The sequence below is a fragment of the Ectopseudomonas toyotomiensis genome (assembly GCF_900115695.1).
Classification (GTDB): domain Bacteria; phylum Pseudomonadota; class Gammaproteobacteria; order Pseudomonadales; family Pseudomonadaceae; genus Aquipseudomonas; species Aquipseudomonas toyotomiensis.
In genome coordinates this window covers 376,694-395,885 of sequence record NZ_FOXK01000002.1, presented here as the reverse complement: position 1 = coordinate 395,885, position 19,192 = coordinate 376,694, and the positions used below count along the sequence as shown (strand labels likewise).

General features: G+C 64.0%; 13 protein-coding genes. 10 read left to right on the top strand and 3 right to left on the bottom strand.

All coding sequences use genetic code 11. The features are described 5' to 3' along the window. Positions 1 to 1,971, top strand: coding sequence for a dihydrolipoyllysine-residue acetyltransferase (aceF, locus tag BM186_RS05145; protein WP_074913764.1), 1,971 nt, complete (start codon positions 1 to 3; stop codon positions 1,969 to 1,971). Between the two features lie 89 nt (positions 1,972 to 2,060). Here the strand turns inward: aceF and BM186_RS05140 are convergent, their stop codons facing one another. After that, positions 2,061 to 2,603 carry a hypothetical protein gene (locus BM186_RS05140; protein WP_244157409.1) on the bottom strand — a complete coding sequence of 181 codons (543 nt, stop codon included), beginning with the start codon at positions 2,601 to 2,603 and terminating at the stop codon, positions 2,061 to 2,063. Between the two features lie 139 nt (positions 2,604 to 2,742). Between BM186_RS05140 and BM186_RS05135 the strand changes: the two genes are divergently transcribed. From BM186_RS05135 to BM186_RS05120, 4 genes are all read left to right on the top strand, one after another. Further along, positions 2,743 to 5,448 (top strand): putative bifunctional diguanylate cyclase/phosphodiesterase, encoded by a 2,706-nt coding sequence (locus BM186_RS05135; protein WP_072423758.1) that lies wholly within the window; start codon positions 2,743 to 2,745, stop codon positions 5,446 to 5,448. A gap of 50 nt (positions 5,449 to 5,498) precedes the next feature. Continuing rightward, positions 5,499 to 6,152, top strand: coding sequence for a peptide-methionine (S)-S-oxide reductase MsrA (gene msrA / locus BM186_RS05130; RefSeq protein ID WP_074913762.1), 654 nt, complete (start codon positions 5,499 to 5,501; stop codon positions 6,150 to 6,152). 16 nt (positions 6,153 to 6,168) lie between these two features. Then, on the top strand, positions 6,169 to 6,366 hold the full coding sequence (locus BM186_RS05125) for a putative motility protein (protein WP_017678604.1): 198 nt from the start codon (positions 6,169 to 6,171) through the stop codon (positions 6,364 to 6,366). A gap of 70 nt (positions 6,367 to 6,436) precedes the next feature. Beyond that, complete coding sequence (locus tag BM186_RS05120) at positions 6,437 to 7,690, top strand: cyclic di-GMP phosphodiesterase (protein WP_074913761.1); 1,254 nt, start codon at positions 6,437 to 6,439, stop codon at positions 7,688 to 7,690. Between the two features lie 78 nt (positions 7,691 to 7,768). Here BM186_RS05120 and BM186_RS05115 read toward each other — a convergent pair whose 3' ends face one another. Both BM186_RS05115 and BM186_RS05110 read right to left on the bottom strand, forming a co-directional pair. Further along, a complete protein-coding gene (locus BM186_RS05115; RefSeq protein ID WP_072423337.1) occupies positions 7,769 to 8,617 on the bottom strand; it encodes a 23S rRNA (adenine(2030)-N(6))-methyltransferase RlmJ in 849 nt (282 codons plus the stop codon). Between the two features lie 44 nt (positions 8,618 to 8,661). Then, positions 8,662 to 9,531, bottom strand: a complete 870-nt coding sequence (locus BM186_RS05110; RefSeq protein ID WP_074913760.1) for a LysR substrate-binding domain-containing protein — start codon at positions 9,529 to 9,531, stop codon at positions 8,662 to 8,664. A 93-nt stretch (positions 9,532 to 9,624) separates the two neighbouring features. Here BM186_RS05110 and BM186_RS05105 point away from each other — a divergent pair, with 93 nt between their 5' ends. The 5 genes from BM186_RS05105 (at position 9,625) to mscK (ending at position 19,177) form a co-directional block, all read left to right on the top strand. Further along, positions 9,625 to 10,833 carry a YbfB/YjiJ family MFS transporter gene (locus BM186_RS05105; RefSeq protein WP_074913759.1) on the top strand — a complete coding sequence of 403 codons (1,209 nt, stop codon included), beginning with the start codon at positions 9,625 to 9,627 and terminating at the stop codon, positions 10,831 to 10,833. After that, entirely contained in the window at positions 10,805 to 11,863 is a 1,059-nt protein-coding gene (locus BM186_RS05100) for an NAD(P)H-dependent flavin oxidoreductase (RefSeq protein WP_074913758.1), read from the top strand. The genes BM186_RS05105 and BM186_RS05100 overlap by 29 nt, the downstream gene beginning before the upstream one ends. Before the next feature lie 120 nt (positions 11,864 to 11,983). Further along, positions 11,984 to 13,789: an acyl-CoA dehydrogenase gene (locus BM186_RS05095; protein WP_074913936.1), complete on the top strand. Its 1,806-nt coding sequence runs from the start codon at positions 11,984 to 11,986 to the stop codon at positions 13,787 to 13,789. Positions 13,790 to 13,951: 162 nt separating this feature from the next. After that, the gene (locus BM186_RS05090; RefSeq protein WP_072423340.1) at positions 13,952 to 15,697 is read left to right on the top strand and encodes a potassium/proton antiporter; all 1,746 of its coding nucleotides are present in this window, start codon (positions 13,952 to 13,954) and stop codon (positions 15,695 to 15,697) included. 129 nt (positions 15,698 to 15,826) lie between these two features. After that, complete coding sequence (gene mscK, locus BM186_RS05085; protein ID WP_074913757.1) at positions 15,827 to 19,177, top strand: mechanosensitive channel MscK; 3,351 nt, start codon at positions 15,827 to 15,829, stop codon at positions 19,175 to 19,177. The last annotated feature ends 15 nt before the right edge of the window (positions 19,178 to 19,192 follow it).

Here is a 19,192-nt window from a genome sequence, read left to right as displayed (position 1 = left end):
ATGAGTGAATTGATTCGCGTACCCGACCTCGGCGGTGAAGGCGAGGTGATTGAACTGCTGGTCAAGGTCGGCGACCGTATCGAAGCCGACCAGAGCGTACTGACCCTGGAGTCCGACAAGGCCTCCATGGAAGTGCCCTCGCCCAAAGCCGGCGTGGTCAAGGAAATCAAGGTCAAGATCGGCGACCGCCTGAAAGAAGGCGACGAACTGCTGGTGCTGGAAGTCGAAGGTGCCGCGCAAGCCGCGCCTGCGCCGAAAGCCGAAGCAGCACCTGCCGAAGCACCGAAAGCGGCCGCTCCGGCTGCCGCGCCCGCCGCTGCAACCAGCAGCAGCGTGCAGGACGTGCACGTGCCGGATATCGGCACCGACGGCAAGGTCAAGGTCATCGAAGTCATGGTCAAGGCCGGCGACACAATCGAAGCCGATCAGTCGCTGATCACCCTGGAGTCCGACAAGGCCTCCATGGAAATCCCTTCGCCGGCTGCCGGCGTGGTGGAAGAAGTGCTGGTCAAGCTGGATGCCGAAGTTGGCACCGGCGACCTGATCCTCAAGCTGCGTACCGCAGGTGGCGCAACCGCCAGCACTGCTCCGGCTCAAGCCGCAGCACCCGCTGCTGCGCCAGCCGCCGCACCTGCCCCCGCTGCCGCAGCCCCGACTGCTGCTTCGGTGCAGGACGTGCACGTGCCGGACATCGGCACCGACGGCAAGGTCAAGGTCATCGAGGTCATGGTCAAGGCCGGTGACACGATCGAAGCCGACCAGTCGCTGATCACCCTGGAGTCCGACAAGGCCTCCATGGAAATCCCCTCGCCGGCTGCCGGCGTGGTGGAAGAAGTGCTGGTCAAGCTGGACGCCGAAGTTGGCACCGGAGACCTGATTCTCAAGCTCAAGGTGGCCGGTTCTGCCCCGGCAGCCGCGCCGGCGCAAGCCAGCCAGGAAGTGCACCGCGTACCGGAAGGCGCCGCACCGGAAGTGGCCGCCGAAGTACGCGCCATTGCCTCGCTGTCGGCTGCTGCCGCCGAAGTCGCCAACGCACCCAAGCGCGATGGCGCCAAGGTGCATGCTGGCCCGGCTGTGCGTCAGCTGGCTCGTGACTTCGGCGTGGAACTGGCGGATATCGCCGGCACCGGCCCGAAAGGTCGCATCCTCAAGGAAGACGTGCAGGTGTACGTCAAGGCGATGATGCACAAGGCCAAGGCCGCACCGCAGGCGACTGCTGCTGCCACCGGTGGCGCCGGCATCCCGCCGATCCCGACCGTGGACTTCAGCAAGTTCGGCGAAATCGAAGAAGTGGCGATGACCCGCCTGATGCAGGTCGGCGCCGCCAACCTGCACCGCAGCTGGCTCAACGTGCCGCATGTGACCCAGTTCGATTCGGCCGATATCACCGACCTGGAAGCCTTCCGCGTCGCGCAGAAAGCCGTGGCGGAAAAGGCCGGAGTCAAGCTGACCGTGCTGCCGCTGCTGCTCAAGGCCTGCGCCCACCTGCTCAAGGAACTGCCGGACTTCAACAGTTCGCTGGCCCCGAGTGGCAAGGCGATCATCCGCAAGAAGTACGTGCACATCGGCTTCGCTGTCGATACGCCGGACGGCCTGCTGGTGCCGGTGATCAAGAACGTCGATCAGAAGAGCCTGCTGCAGCTTGCGGCTGAGGCCGCCGCACTGGCAGAAAAAGCGCGCACCAAGAAGCTTTCGGCTGATGACATGCAGGGCGCCTGCTTCACCATTTCCAGCCTCGGCCACATTGGCGGCACCGGCTTCACGCCGATCGTCAACGCGCCGGAAGTGGCGATCCTGGGGGTCAGCAAGGCGACCATGCAGCCGGTGTGGGATGGCAAGGCCTTCCAGCCCAAGCTGATGCTGCCGCTGTCGCTGTCCTACGACCACCGCGTGATCAACGGCGCTGCCGCCGCACGCTTCACTCAGCGTCTGTCGCAGCTGCTGGCCGATATCCGCACCATCCTGCTGTAAATCGTTTCGAGCACGCCACGCTCGCATCCTCAACCCCGCCCATTCAGGCGGGGTTTTTTTTGCATTCTTTCAGAGCGGTGTGAGGCCTCTCAGCCCTTCTGCACATTGCGAATCAGAAAGCTCAGCGCCTTGGCCAACTCGCCCGCGCCCTGGTGATCACGCACGATGCTCAGCAACGGGCTGCCATCAGCCGGATTGAACAGCACACAGCGGATACCGCCGGTCGGACACTCGTAGCGGATGAACGGATCGATACCGAACACCGCAACACGCTGATTGCGCACCGAGATGGCGGTGCCCTGCGCGCCACGACTCTCCTCACGCAAGATAAGCTCGCCGGCATTGCCGACATTGCCGACATTGAAGCGATACAGGAGGTCCTGCCGCTGCGCCTGGCCAACCTGGTAACCCGCGCGCAGGGCGTAGGTTTCCAGCAATGCATTGCTGTGCGCGAGCAACGCATTGCGCTCGTTGTCGGTCAGATAAAGACGCTTGAGCCCGTCCAGATAAGCAGCCTGCTCGGCGCCCTGCAGCGTCGCCGCATCATCGGCGCCGGCAACCGCGGGTATGGCCGTAAAAAGTGCTCCGCCAAGCACCATGGCCATGAGTTTTCTTGTCAGTCTCGCTTGCATGATGCACCCTTGCCGAACGCTATAGTGAAGTAGGCCTGAGCCCTAGCCTCCGTCCGTGCCGCTGCGCCCTCTGGCAGCAGCGGCCCTGTACTGAGAACGGATGCCTCGCCTGGTCAGCATACTGGAAGCCCGCCGCCCAATGAAAAGCCATCCCGATGCCAGCGCACGCTCGGCAGCCGAGGTTGTGACGCAGTTGCCAGTGCCCTCGCGGCTCGGCATGCTGCGTTTCGAGCGCTTGAACGAGCCAAGCTGGGCGCTGCTGTTTCTAGACCCGGCCTGTGAACGCCAGCTCGGTATCAGCGCCAGCGATCTCTGTGCACTGGTGGATGCCCCCTACGCCAGCCTGATGGAGCCCGAAGCGCGCTATCGCCTGCACGACGCCATCCAGCAGCAACTGCTGCAAGGCCCGCATTACCTGGTGCGCTACACCCTGCATACCCCGCAAGGTGCTCTGACCCTGCTGGAGATGGGCGAACCCTTCAAACAGCGCAACCGCCAGTTGCTGCGCGGCTATCTGCTGGTAGCGGACGAGAGCCTCGATCAGTTCGCCCCTGCCGAACAGGAGCTGTACACGCAAAATCAGCAACTGCGCAGCTCTCTGCAGCAATATCAGCGCACTCAGAATGACCACCTACAACACCTCGCCCGTTCGCGTACCCAGCAGCAGCTGATCGTGCGTCTGGCGCGCCAGCGCTACACCTCCAGCGACCCTCAGCAGGAAGCGGCCGAACTGATCACCCAGGCCGCCTGCGAGGTCTACGGTGTCGCTCGCGCCGGCATCTGGAAGCTGAGCAGTCATCACCTGGATTCCGTGTCGCTGTACCGCCGCGACCTGGATCGTCACGAACAACTACCGTCGATAAACGCACGTAATTTTCCGCAGTATCTGCAAGCGCTGCACAGCGGCCGCGCCATCGACGCGCACGACGCCCAGCGCGATCCGCGCACCTGCGAACTGGCCGCCAGCTACCTGCAGCCGCTGGATATCTGCTCGATGCTCGACGCCAGCATACGCATCGAAGGTGAAGTAGTCGGCGTGCTCTGCCTGGAGCATATCGGCGGCCTGCGCACCTGGCAGGCCGACGAGATCGCCTTCGCCGGCGAGTTGGCTGATCAGTTCGCCCAGGTGCTGATCAACCAACAGAAACGCAGCGCCACCAGCGCCCTGCATCTGTTCCAGCGCGCCGTCGAACAGAGCGCCAGCGCCTTTCTGCTCGTCGACCGCGACGGCCGGGTGGAGTACGTCAACCCCAGCTTCACGGCCATCACCCTGTACAGCAGCGACGAGGTCTGTGGTCACCGCCTGTCCGAGCTGCCGGCGCTGAACAACCTCAGCGACCTGCTGTTCGATGCCGGCTCGAGCCTGGCCGAGCACAGCAGTTGGCAGGGCGAGTTCCGCAGCCGACGCAAGAACCTGGACCCCTACTGGGGCCATCTGTCGATATCCAAGGTGTATGGCGACGATGGCGAGCTGACCCACTACATCGGCATCTACGAAGACGTCACCGAAGCCAAGCTGGCGCAGCAGCGCATCGAACGCCTGGCCTATACCGACAACCTGACCAATCTGGGCAATCGCCCCTCGTTCATCCGCAGCCTCGAACAACGCTTTGCTCAGAATACGCAGCAGCCGCTGGTCCTGCTGTTGGTGGACATCGACAACTTCAAGCGGATCAACGACAGCCTCGGCCACCAGACCGGCGACAAGCTGCTCTCGGCCCTGGCCCGGCGCCTGCGCAACAGCCTCGGCGCCAAGGGCACACTGGCACGCTTTGCCAGCAACGAATTCGCCATCCTGCTCGACGGTGGCGATCAGGACACTGGCCTGCGCGTCGCTCATCAGGTGCTGCAGACCCTGGACAAGCCGCTGTTCGTCGATAACCAGTTGATAAGCATCACCGGCTCGCTTGGCCTGGCCCTGGCCCCGGAACACGGCGACGACCCGCAGACGTTGATGAAGCACGCCGGCCTTGCCCTGCACAAGGCCAAGGCCAACGGCAAGCATCAGGTGCAGCTGTTCACCGAAGAGCTCAATGCCGAGGCCAACTACAAGCTGTTCGTCGAGAACAATCTGCGCCGAGCCTTGACCCAGAGTGAACTGGAGGTGTTCTACCAACCCAAGCTGTGCCTAAAAAACGGCCAGTTGCTGGGCCTGGAAGCGCTGCTGCGCTGGCACCATCCGGAGAAGGGCATGATCCGCCCTGACCAGTTCATCAGCGTCGCCGAGGAAACCGGCCTGATCATTCCCATCGGCAAGTGGGTAGTGCGTCAGGCCTGCCGCATGAGCAAGCAGATCGCCGCCATCGGCATGGGCGAACTGCAGGTGGCGATCAACCTGTCACCCAAGCAGTTCTCCGACCCCGATCTGGTCGGCTCCATCGCCGCCATCCTGCACGAAGAACAGCTCGACCCGCGCCTGCTGGAGCTGGAGCTGACCGAGAGCCTGCTGCTGGAAGCCACCGAGGACACCCGCCACCAGCTCGGCCGCCTCAAGAGCCTGGGCCTGACCCTGGCCATGGACGACTTCGGCACCGGTTATTCCTCGCTCAGCTACCTGAAGAAATTCCCCATCGACGTGATCAAGATCGATCGCAGTTTCATCAAGGACATTCCCGACAATCAGGACGACATGGAGATCACCTCAGCGGTGATTGCCATGGCCCACAACCTCAAGCTCAAGGTGGTCGCAGAAGGCATCGAGACTGGTGCCCAGCTCGGTTTCCTGCGCCGCCAGCAATGCGACGTAGGTCAGGGCTACCTGTTCGACAAGCCGATTCCCGGCCGCGAACTGATCGACAGCCTGCGCCGCTACCCCTGCCGGCCACAGGCCGACCAACGGACGTAATACGCCTCACTGCGCGTAGTCCACTACCTACCCACTTCCAGGAGACCGACATGGTTCTGCGTTCCCAGATTCTCGTTAACAAGGATGTCCTGCCGTCTGCCGAGCAGGCCTTGCCCGGCCGCGCAGAGGCGATGCCAGTGGCAGACACTCATTACGTCAACGGCAATCCGATCAAAGCGCCCTTCCCCGCCGGCCTGCAACAGGCGGTGTTCGGTCTCGGCTGCTTCTGGGGCGCCGAACGACGCTTCTGGCAACAGCCTGGCGTGTTCAGCACGGCGGTCGGCTATGCCGGTGGCCTCACGCCCAACCCCACCTATGAGGAAGTCTGCTCGGGCCTGACCGGACACACCGAAGTGGTACTGGTGGTGTTCGATCCGCAGCAGACCAGCTTCGAAGCGCTGCTCAAGGTGTTCTGGGAAGTGCATAACCCAACCCAGGGCATGCGCCAGGGCAACGACCAGGGCACTCAGTACCGCTCGGCGATCTACTGCCAGGACGACGCTCAACTTCGCGCCGCCAAGGCCAGCCAGGCACGCTTCCAGGCCGAGCTGGACAAGGCCGGAGTGGGCAGCATCACCACTGAAATCGCCGAGGCGCCGACCTTCTACTACGCCGAGACCTATCACCAACAATACCTGGCGAAGAATCCGGGCGGCTATTGCGGCCTCGGCGGAACAGGCGTATGTCTACCCCCTGAATCTTGAGCACGGGTAACGGGTCGTGGAGCTGAGCAGCATTTCCAGCCAGGTATCGAGTCAGGCATCGGCGCAGATCTCCGCGCAGATGTCGCTTCTGCTGCTGCGCAAGACGCTGGAGCTGCAGGCCGCCAATATCACAGGGCTAGTGCAGTCAGCTGCACCGGTCAGCGCCCCCAGCAATCCGCCCAACCTGGGCAACAGCATCGACGTGATGGCCTGAACAACTAATGCCTTCAGGCCATCAGCCGGACTAAACTGCGGGCAATTAGCCATCGATCGACGAGCCCGGCATGCCCGCCCCTCTGCCCACCATCACCCCCGATCAGCTTTGCGTCGGCCTCTACGTTCATCTGGACCTGAGCTGGTGGGAGCATGATTTCGCCTTCAGCAATTTCAAGATCAAGGACGAAGCGCAGATTCGCGCCTTGCGCGCGCTCAACCTGAAGCAGTTGCGCTATGACCCGGCGCGCAGCGACTGCCCGCCTCCGTCTCTCGTCGACAGCATCACCGCCCCTCCTGTCGAAGAACCGCCAATCGACCCGCAGAGTCAGGCACGCCAGGAACGCGTGGAAAAACTGCGTCACCTGCGCAGTCGCCTGGCCGAGGTGGATCGCCGCTTCATCGAGGCCAGCCAACGCATCAAGATGCTCAACCAGACCCTGCGCAGCCGCCCGGAAGACGCCATGCGTCAAGCCGGCGTCATTGTCGGCGAGATGGTCGAGACGCTGCTTGGAGCGCCTGGCGTGGTGCTGCATGGCATCACCGGCAAGGCGGCCGAGGACAGTTACTTCCACGCCCTCAACGTCACCGTGTTGTCCCTGCTGCTCGGACGCCAGCTCGGACTCGACAGCGAGGCCTGTCATAGCCTCGGCCTCGGCGCCCTGTTGCACGATATCGGCAAGCTGGAAGTGCCGAGCAAGGTGCTACTCAAGCCCGCCCCTTTGAGCCGCCCGGAGCAGCAACTGCTGCAGATGCACACCGACTTCGGCCTGCGCATGGGGCAGAAACTGATGCTCGATGACGAGGTGCTGCGCATCATCCATGAACATCACGAGCACTGCGACGGCAGTGGCTACCCGCGTGGGCTGCGCGAGGCCGCTATCGGCCGCCTGAGTCGTCTGGTGGCCATCACCAACCATTTCGACGGGCTGTGCAACCCGCTCGACCCGCGCCAGGCGCTAAGCCCACACGAAGCCCTGGCGCTGATGTTCAAGCAGCAGCGCGAGTATTTCGACGAGGTAGCGCTGAAGGCCTTCGTTCGCGTGATGGGCATCTACCCGCCGGGCAGCCTGGTGCAGCTGGAAGATGAGCGCTATGCGCTGGTGCTGGGCATGAACCCAACTCAGGCGTTGAAACCGACACTGATTCTCTACGACGCCGACATTCCCAAGCAGGAAGCCCTGATCGTCGATCTTGCCCAGGAGCCGAAGCTCGCCATCGCCCGCAGCCTGCGCCCCTCGCAGCTACCGCTGGAGGTGCTGGAGTACCTCAGCCCGCGGCGCAACCTCAGCTACCACATCGAGCCCAACCACAAGCCGGCTTGAGCAGCCGCCAGCGACGACTTTGTCTCCAGGTGACAGCTGCGTGGCCGTAGGGTGCGCCATGCGCACCGCCCCGCTCGCTCAACCGGCCGACTTTTCCTCGATCAGCCAATCCAGGCGCCAGCCGCCCTGGCTCTGGCCAAGCACATCGGCCAGCCAGGGCAGCAGCTGCTTGAGCTCATCTTCCAGGCCCCATGGCGGATTGCTGATCACCAGACCCGAGCCGCTCAGGCGCGTGGCATCGTCCGGCGCGTGCACGTAAAGCTCTGCGCGCAGCAGCTTGGGCGCAGCGCTCTTGCTCAGGTCACGATAGAAGCGCGCCAGCTGTCGCTCATCCTTGATCGGGTACCAGATCGCGACGATGGCCTGACGCATGCGGCCGTGCGCTTCGTTCAAGGCCTCGACACAGCGCTGCAGCTCGTCGGTCTTTTCAAATGGCGGATCGATCAGCAGCAGCACGCGCTTCTCGCGGGTCGGCATCAGCGCCCGCGGCACGTGCCAGCCCTCGCCCAGGTGCACAGCGACGCGGCGGTCGCCACGCATGTTGTCCTTGAGCAGGCGGCCGTCCTCGGGATGTTTTTCGTTGAGTTGCAAGTGATCCTGCTCACGGCTGAGCAGCCGCGCCAGTTCGGGCGAGCCGGGGTAATAGCGCAGCTCGCCATCGGGATTCATCGCCCGCACCACCTCCAGATAGGCCTCCACGGCATCCGGCAGGTGCTCAGCCTGCCACAGGCGTGCGATGCCCTCCAGGTACTCGCCGGTACGGCTGGCAGCATCGCCATGCAGGTCGTACAAACCGAGTCCGGCATGACTGTCGAGGTAGGCGAAAGGTGCCTCCTTTTTCGACAACAGGCTGATCAGGCGAGTCAGCACCAGATGCTTGAGTACGTCGGCGTGATTGCCGGCATGGAAGGCGTGGCGGTAGTTCATGGAGGTCTCCAAAGCGGTCGCCAAGTTTACCCGTTGGAAGGGCTTTACGCGCGCATCAGCTCCAGCAACAAGGCCAGCGGCGGGTGCTCACCGGCGTCGCGACGACGTACCAACAATGTAGTCGTTGCGCCAAGCTCAGGGGCGATGGCCTGGTATTGCACCAGATGCACACGCGGGTGACTGTCGAGCAGGCTGCGTGGCAACAGGCCAATCCCCATGCCGGCAGCAATGCCGGCAAAGATGGCGTCGATGGAGCCATAGCTCTGCCGCGCCGCCACCTGCAAACCACGACTGACTGCCCAGCGCTCAAGGCGCTCGCGGTAATGGCATCCATCGGGAAAACCCAGCAGAGTCTGCGGTCGACTCTCCAGTTGGGTGCCATCCTGCTCGGGCGGCAGCACCAGCATCAGTTCCTCCTGCCAGATGGGCAGGCAGTCGAGCTGAGGATGCTCGAACGGCCCGCCGATCAATCCGCCGTCCAGTTCTCCTGACAACACCCCCTCGACCAGTCGCCGGCTCGGCCCGGTACTGAGCTGCAGGTTCACTCGCGGAGCCCGCTGATGGAAAGCCGCCAGCAGCTCAGGCAAACGCACCGCGGCGGTGGTTTCCATCGAACCCAGACGCAGATCGCCGCTCCAGATATCTTCCTGCACGCTGCGCCAGGCCATCTGGCAAAGCTGTTCCAGATGCTCGGCATGGGGCAGCAGACGTTCGCCGGCCGCAGTCACTCGCAGACGCTGCCCATGACGCTGAAAAAGCCGGATGTCCAGTTGCTGCTCCAATTGACGAAGGCGCGCCGAGACGTTCGACGGCACGCAGTGCAGGCGCACGCCGGCGGCGCTCAGCGAGCCCTCCCGAGCCACGGCGAGAAAATAACGCAGCAGCTGCGGATTGAGTCGTTGCCAGGCATCCATGGTATTCACCAAAAGTGAAAATAGACCGCAATATTTTTCACTAACCATCAATTAACGACAATGACTAAGGTGGGCAGCACGACCGGAGCCCCCATGCCCAGACTCGACCGCGCCCACCTCACTGCCCTGCTCGCCGCCGCACTGGCGCTGGTGGTCGTCCACGCGCTGGGCCGTTTCGCCTTCACCCCCTTGCTGCCACTGCTGCTCGACGACGGCCTGTTCGATCTGGCCCAAGGCGCCCAGTTGGCGACCTGGAACTATCTCGGCTATCTGCTTGGCGCCCTGCTCGCACTGTTCATGGCCAACCCGCGCGGCCTACGCCAGGGCCTGCCGGCCGCCTTGTTGGTCAATGCCGGCCTGACCCTGGCCCAGGTGTTCACCCACGACGTCGACCTGCTGGCCGCCCTGCGCCTGGCCAACGGCGTCAGCAACGGCGTGGTCTTCGTGCTGGCCCCGGCCCTGGTGCTGGAGTGGCTTGCCCTGCGCCAGGCCACGGCGTTGAGCGGTCTGGTCTATCTGGGCTTGGGTGGCGGCATGTTGCTGTGCGGCGTGCTGGTGGCCATCACTCCATGGCAGGGACCGATGCGCTGGCTGCCGATCGCGCTGTGCGCCCTGCCTCTGGCGCTGCTTTGCGCTCCGATGCTGAGGCGCCTGGCGCGGGATCTGCCCGACAAGCCACCCGCGACCGCTCGTGGCGCATTGTTCGGCAGCCACAACCTGGCGTTACTGATGGCCTATATGGGAGCAGGCCTGGGTTACATCCTGCCATTGACCTTTCTGCCGGCCCTGGCCCGCGAGCAGCTGCCTGCCGGTCATCCGCTACTGGTCGGCAACTGGTGGTGGACGGCGCTCGCCTGCCTGCTCTCGGCGACGCTGTGGAATCATGCCGGCGCCTGGCTGGGCGATCGTCGGGCCCTGCTGGCCAACTACCTGCTGCAACTGCTCGGTGTGACGATGCCGATCCTGCTACCCGGTCCCTTTGGCGTCATGACCTGCGCGCTGCTGGTCGGCGGGACCTTCCTCGGCACCGTATTGCTGACCCAACGCCTGGCCCGCGCCCTCAACCCGGACCAGGGCTTGCGCCTGGCCGCCCTGCTGATCAGTCTGTACAGCGGCAGCCAGTTGCTCGGCCCCTGGCTGGTGCAACACTGGACAGCCGCTGGCCATAGCCTCACGAGCAGCTTCCTTATCGGTACCGCGGCATTGCTCTGGGCCGTCCTGTGGGCCTGGCAGGTGTCCGAACCACGATCCCATGCTGAAATGGAGCCATCCCATGTCTCTCACCGCCCTGCTCGACACTGACCTGCCCCTGATCCAGGCGCCGATGGCCGGCTCGCAGGATCATCGCCTGGCCGCCGCCGTATGCCAGGCCGGCGGCCTCGGCTCGATTCCCTGCGCGATGCTCACGCCTGCCGCCCTGCGCCAGGAACTGCAGGCGATGCGCGAGCTGACCGAGCGGCCGTTCAACCTCAACTTCTTCAGCCATGTGCCGCCCGAGCCGGACGCGGCCCGCGAGGCTGGCTGGCGCGAAGCGCTGGCGCCCTACTATGACGAGCTGGGCGTGAACCCGGCGAGCATTGCCAGCGGGCCTGGGCGCCTGCCGTTCAACGATGAAGCGGCCGCACTGGTGGAGGAGTTCCGCCCTGCGGTGGTCAGCTTCCACTTCGGCCTGCCGCAGCCGGACCTGCTAGAGCGAGTACGCCGCAGCGGGGCGAAGATCCTCTCCAGCGCCACCACCCTGGACGAAGCGCTGTGGCTGCAGGAGCACGGCGTCGATGCGGTGATCGCCCAAGGACTGGAAGCTGGCGGCCATCGCGGGCATTTTCTGGATTTCGACCTGAGCCGCCAGCTCGGCACCTTCGCCCTGCTGCCGCAACTGGTCGATGCCCTCAACGTACCGGTGATTGCCGCCGGCGGTATCAGCGATGCCCGTGGCGTGACCGCAGCCATGGCCCTGGGCGCCGCTGGCGTGCAGGTCGGCAGTGCTTATCTGTTGTGCCCGGAGGCCACCACCAGCGTTCTGCACCGCGCAGCACTGCAGAGCCCGGCGGCGCGCCATACCGCACTGACCAACCTGTTCAGCGGTCGCCCGGCACGCGGCATCGTCAATCGCCTGATGCGCGAGCTGGGGCCGCTGAGCACGCAGGCGCCAGCCTTTCCCCTGGCCACTGCGGCCATCGCCCCCTTGCGTACGGCGGCCGAAGCACAAGGTAGCGGGGACTTTTCGCCGTTATGGGCCGGGCAGAATGTCGCGAGTTGTCGGCCCCTGTCTGCAGCGGAGCTGACCCGTGAGCTGGCGCTGGGCTTTGCCCCGCTTGCGAAACGCGACTGAAGCACAATGCCGCCCAGCCGCTCCTACAGGTGATGTAGCGCTTTATCACCACCGATGATGATGCTGGGCAGCCAGGCGACTCACTGCCTAGACTCGGTCGATCATCTGGAGGCCCGTTCCATGTCCGAGACCCTGCTCAGCTCCCGCAACCTGGCGTTCGAACTTTATGAAGTGCTCGACGCCGAAGCCCTGACCCAGCGTCCGCGCTTCGCCGATCACAACCGCGAGACCTTCGATGCGGCGATCAGCACCGCGCGTGGCATCGCCGAAGAGCTGTTCGCCCCGCACAACCGCAAGAACGACGAACACGAGCCGCAGTACGTCGATGGCGGCGCGGTACTGATCCCGGAGGTCGAGCCGGCCCTTCGCGCCTTCCACGAGGCGGGTTTCCTCAATGCGACGCGCGATTTCGAGCATGGCGGCATGCAGCTACCCAACCTGCTGTCGCAGGCTTGCTTCGCCCATTTCCAGTCGGCCAATATCGCCACCAGCTCCTACTCGATGCTGACCATGGGCGTGGCCAACCTGATCGAGGCCTTCGGCAGCGAGGAGCAGAAGGCCCGCTACCTGCAACCGATCATCGATGGCCGTTTCTTCGGCACTATGGCGCTGACCGAGCCGCACGCAGGCTCCTCGCTGTCGGACATCCGCACCAAGGCCGAACCGCACGCCGACGGCAGTTACCGGATCAAGGGCAACAAGATCTTCATCTCCGGCGGCGACCAACCGATCTCCGAGAACATCGTGCACATGGTGCTGGCCAAGCTGCCGGACGCACCGCCCGGCGTTAAAGGCATCAGCCTGTTCCTGGTGCCCAAGTTCCACGTCAACGACGACGGCTCACTCGGCGCGCGCAACGACGTGACCCTGGCCGGCCTGTTCCACAAGATGGGCTGGCGCGGCACCACCTCTACGGCGCTGAACTTCGGCGACAACGGCGAGTGCGTCGGCTATCTGGTGGGCAAGCCGCACGCCGGCCTGTCCTACATGTTCCAGATGATGAACGAGGCGCGCATCGGCGTTGGCATGGGCGCGATCATGCTCGGCTACGCCGGCTACCTGTATTCGCTGGACTACGCGCGCAACCGTCCGCAGGGCCGCCAGCCCGATGGCAAGGATCCGACCAGCCCGCAGATTTCCATCGTCGAGCACGCCGATGTACGGCGCATGCTGCTGACCCAGAAGGCGTACGTCGAAGGCGCCTTCGACCTCGGCCTGTACGCCGCACGCCTGTTCGACGACACCCACACCCTGGAGACAGCCGAAGAGCGCACCCGCGCCCTGGAGCTGCTCGACCTGCTCACGCCCATCGTCAAGTCCTGGCCCTCGGAGTTCTGCCTCAAGGCCAACGAGTTGGCCATCCAGATCCTCGGCGGCCACGGCTACACCCGCGAGTACCCGGTGGAGCAGTACTACCGCGACAACCGCCTCAACCCGATCCACGAAGGCACCCACGGCATCCAGTCGCTCGACCTGCTCGGGCGCAAGGTGTCGCAGAACGGTGGCGCTGCACTCAAGCAACTGCTCAAGCTGATCAACGACTGCTGCCAGCGCGCCAGCGAGCAAGAATCGCTCACCGCCCTGCGCCAACCGCTGGAACAGCTGCTGGCGCGCCTGCAGGCGGTGACCCTGGCGCTGCTGGGCGATCTGATGAGCGGCAAGGTCAACCAGGGACTGGCCAACTCGGCGTTGTACCTGAAGGTGTTCGGCCACACGGTAATTGGCTGGCGCTGGTTGGAGCAGGCGATTCGCGCCGCACAAGGCCTGGCCCGCACGGACAATGCCGAGGAGCAGGCCTTCTATCGCGGCAAGCTGCAAGCCGCGCGTTACTTCCTGACCTGGGAGGTGCCGAGCTGCCACCACGATCTGGCCATTCTCGAAGCGCGTGACGACACCTGCCTGGGCATGCAGGACGCCTGGTTCTGAAACTGAGCCAAAGACCCCGGGGCGCCCCTGCACGAGGCGCTTCGGGGCAATTTAGAAAAATGTAATAACCTTTTTGACAGCGGTACGAAGGCTACGGTTAGAATCCCTGGCACGCGCCATGCATAACGGCGCACCCGATGACCCAGCCAGGAGTACGCGCCGTTGGATGCCAGCGCCATCAATAATCTGTTCTTGATCGGCGCCTTGCTGGTAGCGGCCAGTATTCTGGTCAGCGCGTTCGGTACGCGTTTCGGCATCCCCATCCTGGTGATCTTCCTCGCCGTCGGCATGCTGGCCGGCACCGACGGCCCTGGCGGCATCATCTTCAACAACTATCCCCTGGCGTATCTGGTCGGCAACCTGGCGTTGGCGGTGATACTGCTCGACGGTGGTATGCGCACACGGGTCTCCAGCTTCCGTGTGGCCTTGTGGCCATCGCTATCCTTGGCGACGGTGGGGGTGGTGATAACCGCAGGCCTGACCGGCCTGGCTGCCGCCTGGCTGTTCAATCTGACCCTGCTGGAAGGTTTGCTGATCGGCGCCATCGTCGGCTCCACCGATGCCGCGGCGGTGTTCTCCCTGCTCGGCGGGCGCGGCCTCAACGAACGGGTCAGCTCCACACTGGAAATCGAGTCCGGTAGCAACGACCCGATGGCGGTGTTCCTCACCGTGACCCTGATCGCCATGCTCGCCAGCGGCCAGACCGGTTTCAGCTGGGACCTGCCGATCCAGCTGGTGCAGCAGTTCGGTCTCGGCGCCCTGCTCGGCCTGGGGGGCGGCTGGCTGCTGCTGAAACTGATCAATCGCATGGAGCTGGCGACCGGCCTGTATCCGCTCTTGGTGGTCAGCGGCGGCCTGATCATCTTCGCCATTACCACCGCCGTGGGTGGCAGCGGCATCCTCGCCATCTACCTGTGCGGCCTGCTGCTGGGCAACCGACCGATCCGTTCGCGCCACGGCATTCTGCACATGCTCGACGGCCTGACCTGGCTGGCGCAGATCGGCATGTTCCTCGTCCTCGGCCTTCTGATCACTCCGCACGAGCTGCTGCCGATCGCCCTGCCGGCTCTGGCCCTGGCACTGTGGATGATCCTCTTCGCGCGACCGCTGTCGATCTTCCTCGGCCTGCTGCCGTTTCGTGCCTTCCACGACCGCGAGCGGATCTTCATCGCCTGGGTCGGTCTGCGCGGCGCGGTGCCGATCATCCTCGCGGTGTTCCCGCTGATGGCCGGCCTGCCCAATGCGCAGCTGTTCTTCAACGTCGCCTTCTTCATCGTCATCATCTCCCTGTTGCTGCAGGGCACCAGCCTGCCGCTGGCCGCCAAGCTGATGCGTGTGACCGTACCGCCGGAGCCAGCACCGGTGTCACGCGCCGGCCTGGAAGTACACCCGACCAGCCAGTGGGAGCTGTTCGTCTATCGCCTGGGTGCAGAAAAATGGTGCATCGGCGCCGCCCTGCGTGAGCTGAACATGCCCGATGGCACCCGTATCGCCGCCCTGTTCCGTGGCCGTGAGTTGCTCCACCCTTCGGGTAGCACACGCCTGCAAGCTGGCGACCTGCTCTGCGTGATCGGCCACGAACACGACCTGCCAGCCCTCGGCAAGCTGTTCAGCCAGGCGCCCAAGCGTGGCCAGGACCTGCGCTTCTTCGGTGATTTCGTACTGGAAGGCGACGCCGAGCTGAGCGCAGTCGCGGCGCTCTACGGCCTGAAGCTCGACGAGCTGGAAGGCAATCAGCCGCTGGGGCGCTTCATCGCTCACGAAATCGGTGGTGAGCCCGTAGTCGGCGACCAGGTGGAGTGGCAGGGCCTGACCTGGACGGTCGCAGCCATGGAAGGGAACAAGGTGCGCAAAGTCGGCGTCAGATTCCCCGAGGGCGCCCGTCCCGGCCCCGGGCTGCACTTCTAGCAAGCAGTTGAAAACTACCGGCTAGGACTCTGCTAGCATCAGCATCACACGCGGGCCACAGGGCCCGCGTCTTCGTTGTGCCGCAGGCATTCTCAATCGTTATCGCTAAACTCAGTAGATCAATCGACCATGCATCTGTCGCGCCTTTCCCTAGCAGCCGTTCTGTTCGCCCTCTTCATTGGCATCCCACAGGTGTTCGCCGAAGAGCCACCGACGGCGGAGAGCGTGCAGCAGAGCCTGGATAGCCTGGCTGATCGCAAACTGCCGGAAGCCGAGCAGCTGGCGCTCAAACAGACCCTGGAACAGACGCTGCGCATGCTTCAGGATCGGCAGAGCGCCGATCAGCGTCTCAGCGACCTGCGCAAGCAACTGGACGACGCGCCGCGCTTGATCACCGAGGCCCAGCGCGAACTGGACAGACTCAAGGCCAGCCCGGAACAACAGGTTTCCGCGCGCCATGCGCGGACCCCGCTCGCTCAGCTCGAACAATTGCTCAGCGAGCGCTCCAGCCAGATCAGCGAATGGAACAAGGCCATCATCGAGGCCAACAGCCTGGTGATCACCGCACAAACCCGCCCGGAGCGTGCCCAGGCGGAGATCAGCCAGAACCAGACACGCAGCCAACTGATCAACGACGGCCTCAAGAGCGGTCGCTTCGATGGCAAGGCACTGACCCAGGAGCGCCGTAATCAACTCAGCGCGGAGCTCTCGTTGCTCGCAGCGCAAACCCAGCTACGCCGCCAGGAGCTGGCCGGCAACAGCCTGCTGCAAGACCTCGGCAGTGCCCAGCGCGCACTGCTGGAGGAACGTATCAATCGCGCCGAGCAGGAGCGCCAGGCCCTGCAGGGTCTGATCAACGAACGGCGCCGTGCGGAATCGGAGCAGACTGTCGCCGAGCAATCGCGCGAGGCCGAACGTGCCAGTTCGGATAAGCTGCTGGCCAGGGAAAGCTCGCTCAACCTGAAGCTTTCCGACTATCTGCTGCGTGCGACAGACCGCCTCAACGGCCTGACCGAGCAAAACCTGCAAACTCGTCAGCAGCTGGACAACCTCAATCAGGCCAACCAGGCCCTGGATGAGCAGATTCGGGTGCTGCAAGGCAGCCTGCTGCTGTCGAAGATTCTCTACCAGCAGAAACAGGCCCTGCCGAAACTCAAGCTCGAAGACGGCTCGCTCGCCGACGAAATCGCCGACATTCGTCTCTATCAGTTCGAGCTGAACAAGCAACGTGAAGAAATCAGCGACCCCGCCCGCTATGTGGACAACCTGCTCAGCGACCAGCCGAGCGAGGAGGTCACCCCTGAACTGCGCAATGCACTGCGCGAGCAACTCAACACCCGGCGTGAATTGCTCGACCGCCTCAATCGCTCGCTGAATGCGCTGCTCAATGAGTCGATCACCCTTCAGCTCAACCAGAAGGAGCTGGAGAGCACGGCCAGCAGCCTGCGCGCCACCATCGACGAGCAGATGTTCTGGATTCCCAGCAACAAGCCACTCGATCTGGACTGGTTGAAATCGGCACCGCGTCGTCTTGAGCAGCAACTGGCCAGCATGCCCTGGGGTCTGGCCATCAGCGAGCTCGGCGCCGGTTTGTTCGAGCGCCCACTGGTTTTCCTGCCACTGATTCTGCTCTGCGCCCTAATTCTCTGGCGGCGCCAGTATCTGTTCAACAAGCTCAGCGCGCTACATGGCGACATAGGCCATTACAAGCATGACAGCCAGCTACATACACCGATGGCACTGGGACTCAACGTCATCCTCGCGCTACCGGTTACACTGTTCCTGGCGCTTTGCGGCTATGCCCTGCTGCATGATGCGCGCGGGCAGAACCTCTACCTGGGTGCCGCACTCTATGAGATGGCGGAAGCCTGGCTGGTGTTCTACACCCTGCACCGCATTCTTTCTCCGGATGGTGTGGCCATCCTGCACTTCCACTGGCCACCGGCCAACGTTGCCTTCTTCCGCCAGCACCTGCGCCGCCTGGGCCTGGTGGTGATGGCGCTGGTGGCCGTGGTGAGCATTGCCGAACACCAGCCGGCGAGCCTGGCCAACGACGTCATCGGCATCGCCGTGGTCCTGAGCTGCTACGCCCTGATGGCCTGGTTGCTGTTCCACCTGCTGTTCAGCGCCCCGCTGCGCGAGAACACCTCCGCCTTGCGCACCAGCGTCGGCGTGCTGTTCAACCTGCTACCGCTAGCGCTGATCGGTGCGGTTGCCTTCGGTTATTACTACACGGCGCTCAAGCTCACCGACCGCTTGATCGACACCCTGTACCTGCTGATCATCCTGCTTATCGTCGAGGCCACGCTGGTACGCGGCCTGAGCGTGGCGGCACGACGCCTGGCCTATCAGCGTGCACTGGCCAAACGCCAGGCACAGAGCAAGGAAAGCCTGGATGGCGAAGCACCGGTAGAAGAACCGACCCTGGATATCGAGCAGGTCAACCAGCAGTCCCTGCGCCTGATTCGCCTGGCCCTGCTCGGCGGTTTCCTGGTCTGCCTGTACTGGGTCTGGGCCGATCTGATCGGCGTCTTCACCTACCTCGACACGATCAATCTCTACGAATACAGCAGTGGCACCGGAGACAGCGCAACACTGGTGCCCATCAGCCTGATGGACGTGATCGGCGCGCTGATCATCGTCGCCATCACTGTAGCCCTGGCGCGCAACCTGCCGGGCCTGCTCGAGGTACTGGTGCTGTCGCGCATGCGTCTGGCGCAGGGCAGCGCCTACGCCACTACCACCCTGCTGTCCTACGTGCTGGTGGGTATCGGTATCGTCACCACCCTGTCCACCCTGGGGGTGAGCTGGGACAAGCTGCAATGGCTGGTGGCCGCGCTGTCGGTGGGCCTGGGCTTCGGCCTGCAGGAAATCTTCGCCAACTTCATCTCCGGCCTGATCATTCTGTTCGAGCGCCCGGTGCGTATCGGCGACGTGGTGACCATCGGCAACCTGTCCGGCACAGTGAGCAAGATCCGTATCCGCGCCACCACCATCACCGATTTCGACCACAAGGAAATCATCGTTCCGAACAAGACCTTCATCACCGGCCAGTTGATCAACTGGTCGCTGAGCGACACGGTCACCCGCGTCACCCTCAAGGTCGGTGTCGGCTATGGCTCGGATCTCGACCTGGTGCGCAAGCTGCTGCTGCAAGCGGCGCAGGAAAACCCAAGGGTGCTCAAGGAGCCGTCGCCGCTGGTGTACTTCCTAAACTTTGGCGAAAGCACGCTGGACCATGAGCTGCGCATCCACGTGCGCGACCTCGGCGACCGCAACCCGGCCACAGACGAGATCAACCGCTTCATCGACCGCGAGTTCCCGAAGAACGGCATCAACATCGCCTTCCGTCAGGTCGAGGTGTATGTGAAGAACCTGGAACACGGCGAGCAAAAACTCGATCAAAAGGATCTGGCCAAGGCCGCAGCTGCCGGCGCCGCCAGCCTGCAGCAACCACCCAAGCCGCCCGCGGCGCCCTGAGCAGTTAGGAACCCT